Below are 18,904 nucleotides of genomic sequence, written 5' to 3'. Positions count from 1 at the left end.
TGAATGCATCCTCAGACATAGAGTCTTACTCTATGCCTGAGCGAATGCGGATGAGCTTTGAAGAACTGGGGCCCACATTCGTAAAGTTGGGCCAACTCCTTGCCACTCGTCCTGATCTGGTTCCCGAACCATATACCAACGAATTTGAAAAACTGCATGACCGGGTTCAACCCATAAGCTTTGAAATCGTCGAAGGAGTTCTTAAGGACGAATTCGGTGAGTCTCTTTATCGTATCTTTGCGAGCATTAATCCTGAGCCTCTGGGATCCGCCAGCATTGCCCAGGTCCACCGTGCCCGCCTGGTCACCGGCGAGGATGTTGTCATCAAGGTTCAACGCCCTGGTATCATCCAAACCATCAATGATGACTTGAATGTCCTGTATCTTTTGTCAGAACTGCTGGAAACCTATGTTCCTGAAAGTCGTCCCTTCAATCCTCAGGCCATTGTTCAAGAGTATTTTAAAACCCTGGAACTAGAGACGGACTTTATCGTCGAAGCCAACAACATTCGCCGCTTTCAGGAAAACTTTAAGAACGATTCCACGATCAAAATCCCCAAGGTGTATCTGGATCTGTCCACGGAACGCGTTTTGATCATGGAAGCCCTTCCAGGAATGCCTTTAAGTGCTGAAAGCACAATTCGGGAAGGCGTGGATTCCCACGAAGTGATTAAGCGTGCTTTACAGGCCTATCTGCGCATGGTCTTCACCGATGGCTTGTTCCACGGAGATCTGCACGCCGGAAACTTCTTTATTCTAAATGATAACAACATTGGCCTGATTGATTTTGGTGTGGTCGGACGCCTTAACAAACGCACTCAGACTGCGATCGCCAATATGCTATTGGCTCTATCCACTGAAGACTATGAACGCCTGGCATTCGAGTACGTGGACCTTGCGCCATTCTCGGACCGCGTGAACGTGGATCTGTTTGCCAAGGAATTGCGCGAACTGATTGCGCCTTATTACGGCCTGACACTTAAGAATGTAAACCTGGGTAAATTGCTACTTAGATCATCCGGAATAGCGGCCCGACACCACATCAATGTTCCGGTCGAGCTTATGTTGTTTTTCAAATCCATCGTATCGATTGAAGGCATCGGCAGAAAGTTGCATAAAGATTTCGACTTTCTTCAATATTCGTTATCTTTTGCTGGCGAGCTGGCAAAAACCCAATTGGGCCCGGCACGAGTCATGGATGAAATGTCTCAGATAGCCCGCGAGTCGCGCAGCTTCCTGAACGCCCTGCCAAGACAACTGAACTTTTACTTCCGCAAAATCAACAGTCCTGATCATTCCTTCAGATTGAAAGTGGCTGAATTGACTGACCTGAAAAAGTCCGTCGAGTCTTCATTCAACCTGCTTTTCCTGGGAGTGATTATTTCTTCGCTTATCTTAAGCTCAGCTTATATCTCTGTGCACCCGACTGAGAACCACATTGCGGGTATCCCCACAATGAGCTTCATCGGTTTTGGGCTTGCGATAGGAACCAGTTTCGTCGCTTTTATTAACTACATTAAGAAGCCCTAGGTATAATGATGCAGCAAATTTATTATGAAATGAGTATTCTGGCCAAAGCAGTAAACTTTAAAAATCTTTCAGCTGCTGCTTTGCACGTGGGCCTAAGCCAGCCCCAGCTTTCACGCATCATCGCCAAAATCGAAGATGAACTGAAGATCGTCCTGTTGGACCGTTCTGCGAAACGCAAATCCGGCTGGACAGCTGTGGCCTTTCAACTGTCAGAGATCTTTGAGAAATCCATCCGCAGACTTGAAACCGAAATGCAAGGGATCAGCAACAACCAAATGGTTGGTGAACTTCATATTGGCACCTTGGAAGGCCTTTCTGATTTTGCCATGAATACCTGCCGCCAGTGTTTTGAACAAGTGGGAGTTAAAAAGATCACTCTGGATATTTTTGATCTCAACGAATTGGAGGCCAACTTTCTATCCGGAAATCTGGATGTAATTTTCACCTCCAAGTCACCGGGACGCCAGAAGTTCAAATACCTCAACGAATTGGGCTTCCAAAAACTGGAGTTGATTGAATCAAATGATTCCTATGCGGTTCTATCCAGCTTCGAGTACGGTCGCGCCAACAAAAAAGAGCTGGAGCGTTTTGGTCATATTTTCGTATCAAATTCCCTGTCCGTGCGTCGCTCCTGGTTGAATGACAATGGGGGAACCGGCCATCTGCCAACGGAAGCCAAACGGGGTAAAGCCAAAGATGCTGAACCTGTCCTGATGATTGGTTCGGAGCTGCTGAATCCTGTTCTTTGGGAAAATATCACCGAAGCCATCTCGGAATAAAAAAAGAGGATCTGTTTTCAGATCCTCTTTTTATTTCTATTATCTCAAACTCTTAGTTCGGAGTTGGAGGTTCGATCACTTCACCACCGTTTTCGGAGATGTAAAGGTGATCAAGACCTACGGTCGCACCGAAGCCTTTATCCAATTTGATAGCCATATTCATAGCCAATTGTGGCCAGCCGACTTTCACTGCACGGAATGTACCCGCACCGATGATCACCGCAGCATCACCATTTACAGCAAGATATTTACCCAGGATTACGTCTGGATCTGCATTGAACAAGCTGATCTCTGTACCGATGCCTTTGAATTTCAACCAGCCAAGGCCCACTTGTGGTCCGAAGCATTTCGCGCCCATAGTGATTTTCACAGGACGGCTCCATTTAGTGCCCTTGAAACTTGTGCATTTCAAAGTACCATACGCAGTTGTTTTAAACTTACCTGCGATAACTTTGAAACCTTTTGAAGTTCCTTTAAAATGCATACCGCACACCCATGTGCGATTGCCTTGCATAGACATGTCACCATTCATTGGTGTCATTTCTGTCGTTTCCGCATTCGCCCAAACGCCGGCCAAGCCCACAGCCATAATAACGAGCAGCTTCTTCATGAATCTCTCCTTTTTCCTTAGTTGGATGTTCCGTAATTGGAAGTTACTTTTTTGGTAACTCTTATTCGGAACTAGATAGGACGAGGACGCAAGTCGATGAACTCGATGAGGATGAAAGACATGAAAAAGGCGGCATTTCTGCCGCCTGTCCATGTAGAATAAAATAAAACTGATAGTTACCGTTGAGCAGACACAAATTTATTAATGACGTCTGCCACTTCCGCAGACTCATTAATCACACGCTGGCTGATTGCCACGTTTTCAATAAAGTATCCGAAAGCCCTGATGTTTTGAGTGTGCGCCAGGATCGGAGTGACGTTTTGCATATTGTATTTGGCATTTTGATAAGCGGCTGCCTGAAATAGGTCTGTATAGTTGATATCGGAACGCTTACGCAAAGCCCACTCACGTGCAGGCTGAGCCACGTGGCAACTCACACAGTCCATATTTTCAGCATGAAAGTTCTTGGGGTTTTCTATGCGATATGCCGCCAAGACTTCTTTACGGATAAGTTCTTCATTCCCTGTCTGAAGGTTTGCGGAGTTAACCACGATCTTATTCATGGAATCGTCGCCCGCTGGTGCCGGCGAAATCATACCCTGATCGAAGTGATCTGCAGGAACAGCACGATTAATAAATGCCTGTGCCATGCGATCGGTGCGTTGAATTCGGAACATTTGCAGCTTGCCGTTCTTAACATCGAAGCCACCGAATGCCCACATGTCCCCTGCACCACGCAACACCATCGCAGTCACTCTGCTTAAATTTTTGAATCCGGCATATTTCAGAATGATAGCATTCATATCAGCAATTGATGGAGCATTATCCTGTGTATGCGCCCAGACCGGATGAACTTGCAAAGGCAAGCCCGTGGTATTTACCTGATACTTGTATTTCCAATTCTGCAGGTCATTTAGAAGCGCAATAAATTCTTCATCGGTCAAAACGTAGAAGGAGTGCAAAGCAGCATCCACAGTTTGCGCCTTGAAGCGTCCCTCTTCCAAAGGTTGCCACACCAAACGCAGTTGACGTTGGCAGCTCATCGGAGTTGGCAGTGGAAAACATGGATCGATACGCATCGCGATCACTCGCAAGGCATCGTTGGTTTGATCAGGAGTCATTACCGGAGAAAGTGGCGGAATCGTATCCATGAAGCGAACCGGAAGGATTGCCCCCCCGACACCCACGGATTTAATGTTAAGCAATTGATCCTGCCCTACCTTGCGCGGCAATGGAAACAGGTAGGAAACATCGTTCAAATCCCAGGTCGCAAAGGCTGAAAAAGAAGTCAGGCAGCTAAGCAAAAAGATCGCAATTTTGTTCATGGCTCGATATTTCAGTTTTGGGGACGTGAGGCAACCACAAATTCACTGAATTGGCTGATTCCAGCGACTTGAAAATCAATTGAAATAAAAAACAAACCCCCGAATGGAATTAACCACCGGGGGTTGAACGCTTCGCATTCTTAATCTTTGCGTTATTAGCCCAAAAGCTTCAGTGCCAGATTCTGGGACTGATTGGCTTGGCCTAGTACAGACACACCTGCTTGCAACAAGATGTTATTTCTTGTCATTTCAGAGGTCTCTGCCGCGACGTCAGTGTCTCTGATTCGCGAGTTCGCTGCTGACAAGTTTTCATCTGCGATCAACAAGTTATTGGATGTTGATACCAGACGATTTTGTAGCGCACCGAAGTTCGCACGAATCGCATTCACCGAAGTCAAAGCGTTATCGATCAAGCTCAAGCTCGTTTGAGCGCCCTCTTTGGTGCCAACAGACTCTGCCGTCAAACCCAAGGAGTCCAGTGAGGAGTTCGCCGCACCGGCGTTGAAGCTAATACGATCCTGGAATGGATCATTGTTAACACCAACTTGAATATCGATCATTCCGCCTGTTCCGTTCAGAAGTTCGTATCCGTTGAATTTCGTCGACTCAGTTACACGCTGAATCTCGGACTTCAATTGTTGATACTCAACATCCAGGAACTTTCTTTCTGTTTCACCGATAGTGTCAGAAGCTGCCTGCACACCCAACTCTCTCAAGCGGATAAGCATGTTAGAAACTTCATTCAAGCTACCTTCTGCCACCTGTACTAGAGAGATACCATCGTTGGCATTTCTGTTCGCCTGGCGCAGACCACGAATTTGGCCTTTTAAATTTTCTGAAATCGCAAGTCCCGCGGCATCGTCAGCAGCTTGATTGATCCTTTGACCGGATGCCAATCTCGCCATTGATTTATCTGCGTTAATTCGTGTCATGTAGAGGTTTTTTTGTGCATTCAATGCTGACACGTTTGTACCAATTCTTAATCCCATTCTATCCTCCGTGTATCATGTTTCTTCCTCCGTGAAGTAGTGCCATCCATTGGCATAAGACGCGATCCGTGCGTCTGTTAAATTAATAAATTGTCTGCTTGCGATAGAAGCTGACGCTTAACTTATCGGAAAACTAATGAAACATCTCGAGTCCAGTTTCTTCCGATTTTTTTATTTTCTTTTAAAACTATTTTTTCAAAAAACGAGTGTGCAAAGCACACGAGAGAACGTAAAAGACACGACAAGAAAGTCGCTAAAAATCACGGCAGCAGATTGCTCCGTCATCAAAAAATCCAGGAGTTAAAACTCCCCGCACCAAATCCATTTTCCATTCTCGAATTTCAATTCTCGAGAAATGTGGTACCCCACATTTCTGTGGGGCCACGTCGCAGGAAACAGAGATCAATTATCAGCTCATAAATAGAGCTTCGGGCTTGTATACACTCGGAACCACCACCGCAGTGGTGATTCTCTTGAGGGTGATCTGATCATTGAAGATAAGATCGGGAACCGGAATCTTTTCTTAGGTCTGAGTCCAGGCTCCGACATTGCTGTCAGAGCTCGTCAAACTTATGAGAAAGATTTGTTCAAGAGTCCAAGTGCTGTATTAGCTTGTTGGTTCGCTTGTGCCAGTACGCTAGTACCTGCTTGCAACAAGATATTATTTCTAGTCATTTCAGATGTCTCTTCAGCTACATCCACATCTCTGATACGAGAGTTAGCGGCTGACATATTCTCAACTGAAACTTGGATATTCGAAACAGTTGATTGTAGACGATTTTGGATCGCACCGAAGTCTGCTCTCATCGCGGATACGCTGACGATTGCTGTATCGATTGCTGCCAGTGCATTTTGCGCAGAAGCTTTATCAGCTACTGACGTCAAGTTTACACCAAGTGCCGCAGAGTTTGCGTCAGCTTTGGAAGCATCGAAAGAGATACGGTCGATTTCAGGATTATTTCTAGTACCTACTTGGAAGTCCAAGATGGAACCGACACCCGCCAAAAGTTGAGTTCCGTTGAACTCTGTACCTTCTGCGATACGATCGATCTCAGATACCAATTGATCATACTCCACATTCAGGAACTGACGCTCAGTCGGTCCGACCGTGTCAGAAGCTGCTTGTACAGACAGTTCTCTTAGACGAATCAAGATCCCAGAGATCTCATTCATCGAACCCTCTGCCACTTGGACTAGAGAGATACCGTCTTGAGCATTTCGTGATGCTTGTTTAAGACCGCGAACCTGAGCTTTTAAATTCTCAGAGATCGCTAGACCGGCGGCATCGTCGCCTGCTCTATTGATTCGGAATCCTGAAGCAAGCTTTTCCATGCTCTTATCAAGACCGATCTTCGTGCCCCACAGAACTCTCTGTGCATTCAACGAAGCTGTGTTCGTGTTAATTCTCAAACCCATAATTCCTCCTCCTTGAAGATTTACCGAGTTTCGATCCTTGAAACTCGAGGCCCCTTACTGGTGCCGTTGGGTAGTTCATTTCTCCCCTTACTGATCGGTGTGTCTCAAAATTCCTAAAGTGATACGTCTCAAAAAAATGCATTTCTGGCCTAAAGAACAGGACTGAACCAACTTCGACGCGGCGTAACTTGTTGAAATTACTACATATCAATGTAACCCCGGACCTATATCTAGAACCGCAAAAACGTCTCATGGCTACAGCTAGTGTCGACACCGGACCCCAAAAACAAGGCGATTTGGGTTGATTGACACCCCCTTTTTTAGCCCACATATATATGTCTGCACTATTCGCGGAGGTTTTTGTGGAGATTCGGGATCCTATTCACGGTTCTATTTATTATGCAGAGCCTGAAGTCGCTATCTTGGATACTGCTGAATACCAACGCCTTCGCGCCATCAAACAATTAGGATTCTCTGAGATGAGTTTTCCTGGCGCGACTCACAATCGCTATCTGCACTCTGTGGGTGTCGCGCATTTGGTGGGAAGAGTTTTTGATTCCATCTTCCGCATTTATCCTTTTTCAAAACCTACGGTGAAAGCACGCTTCCGCCAGACTGTTCGCTTGGCAGCTTTGCTACACGATGTGGGCCACGGTCCGCTTTCTCACACAACTGAAACTGTGATGCCTCAACTTTCTGAACTTAAAATCAAACTCTATGATGAAGAGCTTAAGTACGCAGATACTGCGCACACAGTGATGTATAAGAATCGCCGTGCGAATCACGAGGACTATACGATTAAGTATGTTACTGATTCCAATATCTCCAGCACGATTGAAAAAAACTTTCCTGATATCGCGCCGATTTACATTGCCTGCCTGATTGATAAGGCCCTGCACTGCCCTGATGATTTCTTTATCGATAACGGTGTCGACTTCCGTCCGATTCTGTCTCAATTGGTTTCGAGTGAACTTGATGCCGATCGCATGGACTATCTGGAGCGTGACTCTTATTTCTGTGGCACCAACTACGGCAAGATCGACTCGCACTGGCTGATTCAGAACATGACCTTCCACCGTGTGGAAGATAAACTTTACCTAGCCATCAATCGCCGCGCCTTGTATTCATTCGATGACTTTTTGATTTCTCGCCACCACATGCATTTGATGGTTTACGGACATCATAAGAGCATCATCTATGAAGAGATGCTGAATCGTTATCTGACTTCCCCTGATTGCACATTCCAATTGCCCGGCAATATTGACGAGTACACCCTGTACAATGACTACCGTCTGCACGAACACTTGCGCTCTGCGAACAATCCATGGGCTCAAAGAATCGCGCAACGTCGTCCGTTCAAGGTTTTGTTGGAGCAGCATAATACAACTGAATCCGATCGTCCTGAGCTGGTTAAGAAAGCTTTGGAAAAAGAAGGCCTGGAAGTTATCTGGGCGAGTTCCCACGCACGTCTATCCAAATACCACACGGCTTCTCCGGAAGAGCGCGCTTCGCAAATCTTCGTCGTCGACCAATTGGATCCTTGGAGCCACCCGACTCCGATCAATCAATCGACCGAAATCTTCCGCCGCTACGAAGGCACTCGTATCATTGACCGCATTTATGTAGCCCCTGAGGAATTCGAAAAGGCCGATAAGGTATTGCGAAATATTAAGATCTAACTGGCAGGACTGCTTCGATATGGCGGTCCTCTGCTTCGGCCCAGGCTTTTAGGTGCGCTGGCATTTCAGGTTTTTGCAGCGGAATACCTAGCGCTCCCAATAGTTCTTCAGTGGAAACCAGGCCGCCGGATTTTTTTAAGAATCGCGCACGAATCATTCCCCAAGCGACAGGCTCACCTTTAACCAAAAACTTGTGCTCGATATAAGTGTACTTATCATCCCAATGGGCAAGTCTGGTGGAGATTTGAAACTTTTGAAAAGGCTTGATGGATTTTTTAAAACGCATGCGCTCGGCTACAACCACTGGATACCAGCCGTTGGCTGAAAACTTGGGTGCGGCACCCATGCGAATCATATAATCAATTCGCGCCAGATCCTGCATCGAAAAATAAACACCATTATTGATATGACCCAAAACATCACAGTCCGTAGGCCAGCAACGATAGGGAGTTTTACACTCATCAAGAGCGCCGACCTTGCTGCGAAAGCGCGAGATCAGCATCGTGTAAATCAAACGGAAAATTAAGTTCATTGAAAACCTTATGACAACGAGAAGGTCTGACCATTCATCGTGGCACCCATCGGGCTTACCAGGAACGCCACTGTTTGCGCGATCTTGTCGGCCTCAGTGATCTTAACTGCCGGATCGATCAGTTTCATTTTCTCCATCGCTTCTTTGATGGATTTTGATTCAGGATCATGAGCCAGGATGTATTCCTCGGTCAGTGCCACGGTCAAAGTATTCACCGTCACATTGAATTCCGAAGTTTGTTTTGCCAGTGCTTCAGCAAAACCGATCAATCCCGTGCGCGCCGCTTTGGCCATCACGTCTTCTTTGATCTTGGCAACCGGAGACTCATTCAGCATGAATATGATACGGCCTTTTTTGCGGCTTTTAAGATAGCCAAGTACCGCCTGAGTGATCATCAACGGCAATTTCAAATGACGATCCAGCATCTCGTCCACAGAATCAATGCCACCATCCAAGCGAATCGGCGTTGGCTTTTGAATCATGTTCGCATCGATGAAAATATCCAATCCACCAAACGTCGTTGCCGCTTTGCCAACAGCATCCTTGATTTGCTCTGGAGTTTTTAGTTCAGTTTGAATCGTCATTGCGCGACCGTATTTGTCGCTGATTTCGCGAGCGTCGTTAATCTGATTGATAAACGGAGCCCCGACAGTTTTATCAGGATCCAAAATCACGCAATCCGCACCCATGCGAGTCAGATTCATCACAATACTGGAAAGCGTGGAGGTCATTGGCCCTGCAATCAAGGCCACTCTTTGATGTAAATTCAGGCTGTTATCCATGACTGTCCTAACTTAGATACGTTCAATAATAATTGCGATACCTTGGCCGCCGCCGATGCAGGCAGAGCCCAACGCGTATTTGGCGTTACGACGGTGAAGTTCGTAGACCAAGTGATTCATGATTCGAGTGCCGGAGGCACCCAAGGGATGTCCTACTGCGATCGCGCCACCGTTGACATTGGTTTTTGCCGGATCAAGTCCCAGCTCTTTTTCAACAGCCAGATATTGAGCGGCGAAAGCTTCGTTCACTTCCACCAAATCCATTTGTTCAAGTTTAAGACCTGCTTTTTCAAGCGCTTTGCGAGCCGCGCCCGCAGGACCGATACCCATGATGCTTGGTTCACAACCCACAGAGGCATAACTTACGATACGAGCCATCGGCTTAAGACCCAACTCTTTGGCCTTGGATTCGCTCATCAAAAGCGAGCAAACCGCACCGTCCACGATACCGGAAGCCCCAGCTGCCGTGACGATACCATCTTTTTTGAAAACCGGTTTCATCGTCGCCAGCTTTTCCAAAGTGGAATCTGGTTTTGGATGTTCGTCTTTATCCACAACAACTGTGCCCTTGCGAGTTTCAATGGTTACCGGCGCGATTTCCTGCGCGAAGTATCCTTTATCGAACGCCGCTTTGTAGCGAGTTTGTGATTGAATGGAATACTTATCAGCCATTTCCCGAGTGATGTTGTATTTCACTGCCAAGTTTTCAGCCGTGATTGCCATCGGAGTTCCAGAGTATGAATCCGTCAATGCTGAGTTCATCATGTCTTCAAGTTCGAAGTTCCCCATGCGCATACCATCGAAGCGAACTTTTCTGGCAACGTAAGGAATTTGTGACATCTGCTCAACACCACCAGCAAGAACAGCCGTGGCTTCGCCAGTTTGAATCATTTGCACAGCATTCACCCAAGATTGAAAGCCGCTTCCGCACAAACGATTCACACCCAACGCACCAACTTCAATTGGCACTCCGGCTTTCAAACCGATGTGGCGAGGAAGATAAATTGCATCTTGAGCTGATTGGATGACGTTGCCGAAAACAACGTGATCAATTACATCAGGAGATACTTTTGCAGCCTCTAGTGTTGCTTTTGCAGCGACGACACCAAGGTCAGTTCCTGATACATCTTTAAGAGTTCCGCCAAAGGCGCCAAAGGGAGTTCTTTTTCCAGAGATAAATACGATTTTTTCCATGGAATAAGCGTAGACTTATTACCACCGCCAAGCAAGACCAATCATAGCCAGACTATCGGTCCTTGTTCCCTTATGACTGAGAATAAGGTCTTTGTTTTCAAAAACTTTTTCCTGAAACTGCACCTCTGTTTCAGAGGCAGCTGCACGATAATTCACGGCCGCATTCAACCAGCCCTTGTACTCCATTTTTGCCAAGGCCTGAAATGCCTCAACTCTAAATGAAAACTTATGAGATGTCCCCTGCTTGGTGGAAGCCGGAACCACTACGTCAGTCTTAAGAGTTTCTTGAGTTTCCTGAACAACTCGACCCAATAAACTTTCCTGAACAACATCAGAATTGAACCATAGATTAAAAGTTCTATCAGCAATACGGCCCATCATTGATGAGGTTGATTCGGAACCCAATCTATCAGTGGGGATAACTTTCTTAACGTCTTCTTGAGTGATTTTTGGAGTAACGGTGTCGACCGGGATAACCAGCTTTTTAGTGGTCGATAATTCAACCCCCGCCATGCACTTTCCAGCACATAACAAAGAGGACACGAAAAATAGGATCGACCATACATAACCCATATCTACTTTCCTATACAAATAGCGTTCCACTCCTGGACGATTAAGTCCTTCTATTTTTGAGATCAGATGCAAATAACAAGGAGACCTTACTTAGTTGGTGCAAAAGGTGCCCTTTGTCGCGTCAGTTGTCGTCATTATGACACCATCCTTTGGTTTCGTTTCAACATGGGACGAGTTTTGCAAACCCGTGATTGGTCTGACATTTTTACGGGCAGGCTGCGCCTTCCACACAAGTGTTTTCAATGGGTTACCATTGCAAACCAGGTGGAATGCCGCGGAAATTGACCAGCGAAAAGTGTTATTCGTTGAATTGTTCGACAAAGAGCATGGGAGATGTGTTTATGACAAAATTGAACGTGAAAAGATGTGCCCTTGGCGCCATTCTTTCTGTGGGATTCCTGATTCCTCAAGTGCCTCATCATGCTTTTGCGAACGCAGCTCCAGCAACATTTCCAATTGATCTATTTGGTGAAGATACTGACACCAACACCTCCAATAATAACAATTCATCCACTGGTAATCGCGATCAACGCGGCGGAAATCAAAGCGGCGGCAACCGCACCAATCGACCTCAAATCCCAAATCCGATTGGCAATCAAAATGGCAACTCTCAAAAAGATAAAAACCAAAACGGAAATGGCAACAATAACAACAACAATGGTGGCGGCTCAAAAAACTCCATGCGAGCGGTGAAGGTTCCGGCAGAATTTAGCTGTAACTTATTCGAAAACACCTCGACCGCGGCTCTGAACCAGGCTCTTACTGACATGACCAACGAGATTCGCAGCAAAGGTCAATGTACGACGGACGGCTCTGCGGATCGTCTGCAAAAAGATACCGAAGCGATTCGCAAGAACGTGGGAACGCTGCAAAAGATGATGAACTCAAAAGCCGTTGCTGAAGTGGACTACCAACAACTCTCCAACGCAATGACCGACACCATGACGGCAACCACGTCCATTGGTGACATGCTTTCCAATAACTCCTTCCTGAATTCCAGCTGCGGTCGCGACTCCATGGGAAGTGGTAAAGCACTTTTGGCATTCAATCAGTTGATTGATGGCTTGGCTCCAATGGCATTGTTTGCGGTTACCGTAAATCCAGCCCTGGCGCCGGCGCTACCATTTGTAATTGGTGGCGCTGTTGCAACCAAAGGCATCACTGCACTGACTCAGATGTACGAAAAAGACCAGATCGATATGACCAAAAAAGACAACCGTCTTGCGGTATTTCAGAATACTTGTCAGTACATCAAGATCGTAAAGAAAGTTCGTTTCTTGCAATTAACTGCAGACAGAAACTTCACTGAATTCAACACGTCTTTGCAGAACGAGTTTCCTCTGTACAAAGCAAGTCTTAGCAACAAAATTCCGATGTCTGAGTACTCTTCCAACCTTCAGACCAAATATGACAAGGTTAAAAAACAGTACGTATTGGATATGACGAACTTCAGAAACTTTGAAATCAGCTTCGGTCGCGAATCAGTTGATGATGATGAAATGGCCATCTGCAGCTTCGGTCAAACAGCAATCCGTCAAATTAAGCAGAGCCAGGAAAAACTTAAAAAATCCCAGGAGGAAAATCCTAACCTGACTAAGTCTGTTTTCCCGGATTCCGTATTCCAGAACTTGAAAGCCGCATTAAGTCTGGATACAACTCGTCAGATTCAGCCCGTAAATGCTGACGCCCGTATCAACACGGTTGAGTACTACAAAAACGAAATTGAAAAATCCAACGTGCGCAACGCCAGCGACATCCGTATTTGTGCACAGAACACGCGTTCATGGTTTAACAACATTAAAAAGACACTTGCTGAAATTGACCAAATCATCTCTGAGGGACCAAGAGATTCCTCTGGTGGATCCGTTGTTGTGAATAAATCAGAGCAGGAAAAGGCCAACGAAGAGGGCGCCACTTACCGCCGGGTCAAACGTGCCTTGGAAGAAATCGCGAAAGACGATTCCGTTATCAATCGTTCCAACTTTTCCCAGGACGTGGCCGACTTAAAAGCGGGTCTTTTCGGTGGTCGCAACAACGACAATCCACCGGTCCTTTCATGGATTGATCACACGATGTCTGTCTACGATATCTCGATTGAGAACTTCAAAAAAGGCATAAAGAATCTGCAACTTATGTCCATGGTGGTGACTGATTCCGGTTCGAAAATCAGAAAACACATCAGTCAGGTCACTGAAAAAGACATGGCTTTTGATGCCATTCGATATCGTGACGACAGAAAGACCGCGAATGCGCTTTCTAATTTGATTCCGTCCAACAAGCACATCGATGCCGATAGACGCGAAGCAATTTGTTCACAACTTAGAACAACTTACTTCTACGCGATTGATGCCCGAGATCACCTGTCCACGGTACAAATCATGTGTGACATGATCTCAGGTGTGATTGATACTTCCATGAATGGTAAAATCATCCGCGTCTGCAAAGGTGATTTGATGATTCGCGGAACAATGCCGATCCTTGATAAAACTCAAAAGGACCTTGAAAGCTTCGAAGCTCAGGCCCTTCTGGTTCAGGACAGACTTAAAAAATTGCGTTGCCCGGTTTATCAGTAATAAAAATCAAAAGCTAAGGTGAAAGCGTGACCAAGTCCGGGTTCACCTTGGCGATTTCAATAATCTGCTCGCGGCTCAAGCCCGATGCGTTTGAACGAAAAATCACAGTGACTCCCGCCCCCACCAGCTCTTTAACGTCTTCTTTAACAACATTGGAATTGATATTGTAAACAAAGGGACGAACTTTGGCGAAATCCAGCAGATCCTGCTTTGCCAAACCAGCGGTCGCGCTCATGACCACCAATTGCACACCGTTCTTGGCCAGGTCCGTGAGGTACTCTTTCGCGATACGATTGCCATCAACATATAAAACGTAGGATCCTGCTTTTGCCAACTCCATCAGGTCTTCGCGAGTATATGTGGTCTTGGCAACTGAAATACCGACGTTCACGTTGCCTGTCTTCAACAAATCCAAGGTATCGAATTTGTTGGTTAGACCCAGTTGATTCTGGCAGTAATTCACCTTTGCAACTTTGGCGATCTCTTTAACGTCGTAGATTGATGCGGAACTACCGTCGGTGCTTAAACACTCAGAAAATTGTGGAGGTAAAGCCGCCCAAACCACCGACGAAAACGAGGTAAGCAATAACACAGTTGAAATCAGACGCATAAAAACCCCCTACAAAAGAATTGTAGAAGGCTTTTCTTGGAAATTCCAAACTCTAAATGATGTTATTCATCCAGGATGTAGTTGATTGGATCGACAGGTGTTCCATTGATGCGAACTTCATAGTGACAGTGAGGACCTGTGGATCTGCCGGTATTACCTACGGCTCCGATCACATCCCATTTGCTGACACGTTGTCCAACCTGAACATAGATTTGTGACATATGACCGTAACGAGTTGTCACACCAAAACCATGATCGATACTAACCAGTTTACCGTATCCTTCGTCATAGCTTGCAAATATCACGACCCCGTCTGCCGGAGCATAGATAGGAGATCCCGGTGCTGCTGCGATATCAAGACCTGCATGGAGCGTGGTCTTTCCGGTGAACGGCGAAGTTCTGTAACCAAAGCGGGAGGTAATCCATCCCTTGGCAGGCTTCATATTCGGAGTGGCGTTCAACAAACTTTGGCGCTCAGACAAGCTTTCCCAAAGATCAATAACACTTTGCTCTTTCAGCTGAGTTTCTTTCACTGCTTTTTCGATACGAATAACAAGGGATGCGTAATCCTTGTCCGCCGTTTCGTTGGCCAGTTCACCAGTTTGATCATTCAATGGTTTTTGATTTGCAAACGTAGCATCCTGTTGAGTCAATGCTTCACCGTCATCACGGGATTCCATTGGTTCATACTCCTCCACCGGTTGATTTGGTGCAGGCTTTGGTCCCATTGTGAGCTTGGTGATGCGATCTTCAGCATCAACGTTGGTGATCAATTTAAGTTTTGTCGTAAATGTTTTTACGCGCTCAAGGGAGTTTTCAAGGGCACTGACTTTGCTTTCAACAACCTGGAATTGTTTTTGAAGCTGAGCATTTTCAGCTTTAAGGCGCTTATTTTCCATGGCCTGCAACAGCAAGCCGAAATAGTCGACCATGCCCGCCGCAAAAATAATAATTACGACAGCGGAAATAAAGGATACAGCCTTTAGCCAAGCAGCAGAGAGCACCAATTTACGGGTTTTGCCCGTTTGGTTGCTCACTATAAATAGCGTGACTTTCTTTTTATCCAAAAATTCCCCAATCCACTAACCGATTACTCGTAAAAATGTATCAACATAACAATGACGTTGTCGTCACCACCGTTGGCCAATGCCTGTTCTACACAGGCTTTAACCACTTTGTCAGGTTTATTCTTATTCAAAATATCGCAAATTTTTGGATCTTCCACCAAACCTGAAAGGCCGTCGGAACACAGCAAAAACATTTCACCAGGAGCAACTTCTCTCTCGATGATATCCGGAAAAGTTTCGCGCTCATAACCCACGCTGCGTGTGATGACGTTGCGACCCACAAACTGGCGAACCTGTTCTTCACTCATCACACCGGCGCGCAGTTGTTCGTTGATCAAAGAGTGATCTTCGGTGATTTGCCAAAGTTGCGGCTTCTTATACATGTAACAACGGGAATCCCCGACATTTCCAACATACAGATGATTACCACGCAAGTAGGCCATCACCATTGTCGTCCCCATGCCTGACAATTCAGGACGCTCGTTGGCTGCTTTATCAAAAATTCGACGGGATGATTCTTCGTAAGCCAGCTGGATCATTTCGCGAGGCGATCTATTTGAAGCGCCAGGTTGAAGCATGATTTCCTCAACTGTTTCAACAGCCATACTGGAAGCGACTTCGCCACCAGAATGTCCTCCCATCCCATCGGCAACAACAAAGAGTCCCAGCTCTTTGTTGACGAGGCATGAGTCTTGATTTGATTCACGTCGAAGACCTTTATCTGTTAAATACCAGCAGTCAAATTTCATAGAAGTTACATTCTCACCTATAGGCCATGATTCGTCAAAGTCCGGTCCTAGACCTCTGTCGAAATCTTTGGGTCTGGTTCACCTCTTTCTAATCCTTGGGTGTCATAATACCGATAGAAAGGGGTGAGGTCCTATGATGAAGTCACCGTCTTTCAAAAAGTATGTGCTCCTCTCTGTCGCAGTCCACGTTGTGGTCTTCGGAGGGCTGTATTTGGTGGAAGCCCTAAAGCATCGTTTTCCAAAACAGGAAGCAGTCAGCATTGATTTGATTTCCCCAGAGGAAGCGCAAATGCTGATGGCAGCACAACAGGCTGAGCAAATGAAAAAGGCTCCAGCCCCGACGGTTCCAAAAAATCAAGTTGTTGAACAAAGCGAAAAGTCCCTTAACGAGACTGAACCGGTCAACTCGCGCTTTTTGAGCGTGAAAAACCAAACAGTGACTAAGCAGACAATCGCTAAAGAGCATGGTGAGTTTCAGAATCTGAAAAAGGAAGCTCCCCAAAAAACCGGACCTAAGGGTGACGGCAAGGCTAAGTCTGCGGCCAAAGCAGAACCCAAAGCCACACCTGAACAACGGGAAAAAATCGCTCGCGATCTTTTCAAAAACTTCGACGCTGCTGAAGCATTGGAACGCCAAAAAGTTGCTGATCTAAAAAAAGAGGCTGGCGAACAAGCTGGCCAAGGCCTTGGTCGTGGTAATGGCGAAATGGATACCAACGAAGGTTCCGATGTCAGCCGTTCAAATGACTACGTGAAAGACGTTGAGCAAGGTCTAGAGACTATGCTGAATACGCGCGAGTTCAAGTACTACTCGTACTACAACCGCATTCGCCGTCAGCTCTCCCAACACTGGGAAGGCAAAGTGCGCGAAAAACTTTCGAAGATGTTTAAAGAAGGTCGCTCCCCTGCCTCCACGGGACAGGACCGCGTGACCAAATTGATGATCGTCCTAAACGACAAAGGCACTTTGGTAAACGTTCAAGTGATGAGCGACTCCGGTGTGCGCGATCTGGATGAGGCTGCCGTCGAGGCATTCCGTGCCGCAGCTCCATTCCCGAATCCACCTAAAGGCATCATCGAAGGCGACGGCACTGTAAAAATCCGTTGGGACTTCGTTCTTGAATCCTAGTATCTGATTCCACTCCGACCCAATCAAAATCCAGGTGTCTCACTCTGAGACACCTTCTGGCACCACCCTTGCTCCACCTAAAATCATGAATTCGCTATTTAAGGCTTTAATCTTATTTAGCGCGATCCTATTGTCGAACAACTCGGCAGAGGCGCGCCAAAATTGCGGCAGGTTTCTGTGCGGCACCAGCTATTCTGCTTTGGATCAGGTAACATCCAAAACAGAACAACTGGTTAAAGCCCTGAAAGCTGAAGGCCGTGCTGCGCCCAAGGACCTTGAACAGCAAATCAGAAGTGTTGAATCGCTGAATGAGTCTTATTTCAAGCTTGCTGGTATCAACTTTATCAAACTGCCAACTTCTCTAAGGATAAAAGACCAAGCGCTGACCTATACCCGCTATCAACTGAGTGGCAACCCGCAAGGGGATGCCATTGCTAAATCCATGGTGGATTCAAAGGTTCCGGTGATCCTGGATCCGTTGTACCTTTATAATTACAAATTCTTTGGTCACTTTATCGAAGAGAAGATCTTTGTGGGCCCCCATGTCTTTCAGCTGAACTTGCTGGGCGCAACCTCCACACTACAACACGAACAACTTCACTCGACAGAACACGAAAAAGTGCGCGAAGGAAAAATGACCCTGGCCCGCCTTGAACTGATGAACTCAGAAGGTCGCAGGTCCGTGAATTACGGAAACTACTTCCGCGTCGATGAAATCGAAACACAATTGCAGGATTTCCACTTACTAACTGATGTGGCGAGCAACACACAACGCGATCTGGATCTTATCTCGCAGGGACTGAGTTCCGAATCATTGGACAAGATCAAAAGTTATCGTGAAACCGTTATCCAAGACAGAGCCCAAAATTTAAAACGCTTCACCACCGAATCCCTGGAGATGCTTGCCAAAGTAAAGACACGCATCATGCACGGGGCCATCCCCTACTCTGCCAAATACGATCCCAAAACCGGAGCGATTCGCGTGATCTTCACGACCGAGTACAAAACCTATGAATATATGAGCTTTGACCTTCAGGGTATGGCGATTCCGGCTGATTTAAACGACTGGGTCAAGATTCGCGAGATGGTTCTGCAGGTCATCGAATGGTCGCAACAACGGGTACAGTCTTCACAAATTCCGGCCCTTGGTAAAACATTAGACAGTCACCCGGCGCTGCAAACCGTTTATTTCGCGAAGGATTCGGGATTTCGTGGCCCGAACCTTGTAGTTAAGACCACGAATTTAGAAGAAAATACAGTTAACCATTTGGTTAAAACTTTTGGCAACTATTTACAAAACAGATCTGTGGTTCGCGTCTAAAAGAGTTTAGTTTCCGTTCATCGAAATGAAACGAACTAAACGATTTT

The 18,904-nt window shown here is 46.3% G+C and carries 17 protein-coding genes; 6 read left to right on the top strand and 11 right to left on the bottom strand.

From position 1 onward, the window contains the following. Positions 1-32 precede the first annotated feature (32 nt). Positions 33-1,529 (top strand): ABC1 kinase family protein, encoded by a 1,497-nt coding sequence (locus tag AAAA73_RS11890; RefSeq protein ID WP_340598535.1) that lies wholly within the window; start codon positions 33-35, stop codon positions 1,527-1,529. Between the two features lie 5 nt (positions 1,530-1,534). Further along, positions 1,535-2,308 carry a LysR family transcriptional regulator gene (locus AAAA73_RS11885; RefSeq protein WP_340598534.1) on the top strand — a complete coding sequence of 258 codons (774 nt, stop codon included), beginning with the start codon at positions 1,535-1,537 and terminating at the stop codon, positions 2,306-2,308. Between the two features lie 52 nt (positions 2,309-2,360). Here AAAA73_RS11885 and AAAA73_RS11880 read toward each other — a convergent pair whose 3' ends face one another. The 4 genes from AAAA73_RS11880 to AAAA73_RS11865 form a co-directional block, all read right to left on the bottom strand. Next, positions 2,361-2,918 (bottom strand): hypothetical protein, encoded by a 558-nt coding sequence (locus tag AAAA73_RS11880; protein WP_340598533.1) that lies wholly within the window; start codon positions 2,916-2,918, stop codon positions 2,361-2,363. Between the two features lie 176 nt (positions 2,919-3,094). Beyond that, the gene (locus AAAA73_RS11875; RefSeq protein WP_340598532.1) at positions 3,095-4,243 is read right to left on the bottom strand and encodes a hypothetical protein; all 1,149 of its coding nucleotides are present in this window, start codon (positions 4,241-4,243) and stop codon (positions 3,095-3,097) included. A gap of 155 nt (positions 4,244-4,398) precedes the next feature. Then, positions 4,399-5,232, bottom strand: coding sequence for a flagellin N-terminal helical domain-containing protein (locus AAAA73_RS11870; RefSeq protein ID WP_340598531.1), 834 nt, complete (start codon positions 5,230-5,232; stop codon positions 4,399-4,401). A gap of 570 nt (positions 5,233-5,802) precedes the next feature. Then, on the bottom strand, positions 5,803-6,648 hold the full coding sequence (locus AAAA73_RS11865) for a flagellin N-terminal helical domain-containing protein (protein WP_340598530.1): 846 nt from the start codon (positions 6,646-6,648) through the stop codon (positions 5,803-5,805). A 335-nt stretch (positions 6,649-6,983) separates the two neighbouring features. On the opposite strand from AAAA73_RS11865, the gene AAAA73_RS11860 reads away from it, so the two are divergent. After that, the gene (locus tag AAAA73_RS11860) at positions 6,984-8,327 is read left to right on the top strand and encodes an HD domain-containing protein (RefSeq protein ID WP_340598529.1); all 1,344 of its coding nucleotides are present in this window, start codon (positions 6,984-6,986) and stop codon (positions 8,325-8,327) included. Here AAAA73_RS11860 and AAAA73_RS11855 read toward each other — a convergent pair. Genes AAAA73_RS11855 through AAAA73_RS11840 form a run of 4 tightly spaced genes read right to left on the bottom strand, consistent with a single transcriptional unit; the run spans position 8,317 to position 11,348 of the window. Continuing rightward, positions 8,317-8,859: an acyl-CoA thioesterase gene (locus AAAA73_RS11855; protein ID WP_340598528.1), complete on the bottom strand. Its 543-nt coding sequence runs from the start codon at positions 8,857-8,859 to the stop codon at positions 8,317-8,319. The two genes, AAAA73_RS11860 and AAAA73_RS11855, sit on opposite strands and share 11 nt — an antisense overlap. Positions 8,860-8,867: 8 nt before the next feature. Further along, positions 8,868-9,641 carry an SDR family NAD(P)-dependent oxidoreductase gene (locus AAAA73_RS11850; RefSeq protein WP_340598527.1) on the bottom strand — a complete coding sequence of 258 codons (774 nt, stop codon included), beginning with the start codon at positions 9,639-9,641 and terminating at the stop codon, positions 8,868-8,870. Positions 9,642-9,653: 12 nt separating this feature from the next. Further along, positions 9,654-10,835, bottom strand: coding sequence for an acetyl-CoA C-acetyltransferase (locus AAAA73_RS11845; protein ID WP_340598526.1), 1,182 nt, complete (start codon positions 10,833-10,835; stop codon positions 9,654-9,656). A gap of 18 nt (positions 10,836-10,853) precedes the next feature. Further along, entirely contained in the window at positions 10,854-11,348 is a 495-nt protein-coding gene (locus AAAA73_RS11840) for a hypothetical protein (RefSeq protein WP_340598525.1), read from the bottom strand. A 401-nt stretch (positions 11,349-11,749) separates the two neighbouring features. Between AAAA73_RS11840 and AAAA73_RS11835 the strand changes: the two genes are divergently transcribed. After that, a complete protein-coding gene (locus tag AAAA73_RS11835) occupies positions 11,750-13,981 on the top strand; it encodes a hypothetical protein (RefSeq protein WP_340598524.1) in 2,232 nt (743 codons plus the stop codon). Positions 13,982-13,994: 13 nt separating this feature from the next. Here the strand turns inward: AAAA73_RS11835 and AAAA73_RS11830 are convergent, their stop codons facing one another. From AAAA73_RS11830 to AAAA73_RS11820, 3 genes are all read right to left on the bottom strand, one after another. Next, positions 13,995-14,591, bottom strand: coding sequence for a hypothetical protein (locus AAAA73_RS11830; protein WP_340598523.1), 597 nt, complete (start codon positions 14,589-14,591; stop codon positions 13,995-13,997). A 62-nt stretch (positions 14,592-14,653) separates the two neighbouring features. Beyond that, positions 14,654-15,658 (bottom strand): M23 family metallopeptidase, encoded by a 1,005-nt coding sequence (locus AAAA73_RS11825; protein WP_340598522.1) that lies wholly within the window; start codon positions 15,656-15,658, stop codon positions 14,654-14,656. Positions 15,659-15,681: 23 nt separating this feature from the next. Next, positions 15,682-16,407: a Stp1/IreP family PP2C-type Ser/Thr phosphatase gene (locus tag AAAA73_RS11820; RefSeq protein WP_340598521.1), complete on the bottom strand. Its 726-nt coding sequence runs from the start codon at positions 16,405-16,407 to the stop codon at positions 15,682-15,684. Between the two features lie 133 nt (positions 16,408-16,540). Here AAAA73_RS11820 and AAAA73_RS11815 point away from each other — a divergent pair, with 133 nt between their 5' ends. Both AAAA73_RS11815 and AAAA73_RS11810 read left to right on the top strand, forming a co-directional pair. After that, a complete protein-coding gene (locus tag AAAA73_RS11815) occupies positions 16,541-17,536 on the top strand; it encodes a cell envelope integrity protein TolA (RefSeq protein ID WP_340598520.1) in 996 nt (331 codons plus the stop codon). Between the two features lie 85 nt (positions 17,537-17,621). Continuing rightward, the gene (locus tag AAAA73_RS11810; RefSeq protein WP_340598519.1) at positions 17,622-18,857 is read left to right on the top strand and encodes a hypothetical protein; all 1,236 of its coding nucleotides are present in this window, start codon (positions 17,622-17,624) and stop codon (positions 18,855-18,857) included. Positions 18,858-18,904 lie beyond the last annotated feature (47 nt).

The organism is Bdellovibrio sp. GT3, assembly GCF_037996765.1.
Lineage (GTDB): Bacteria > Bdellovibrionota > Bdellovibrionia > Bdellovibrionales > Bdellovibrionaceae > Bdellovibrio.
The sequence above is the reverse complement of the archived record's forward strand: the minus strand, read 5'-3'. Positions and strand labels throughout refer to the sequence as shown.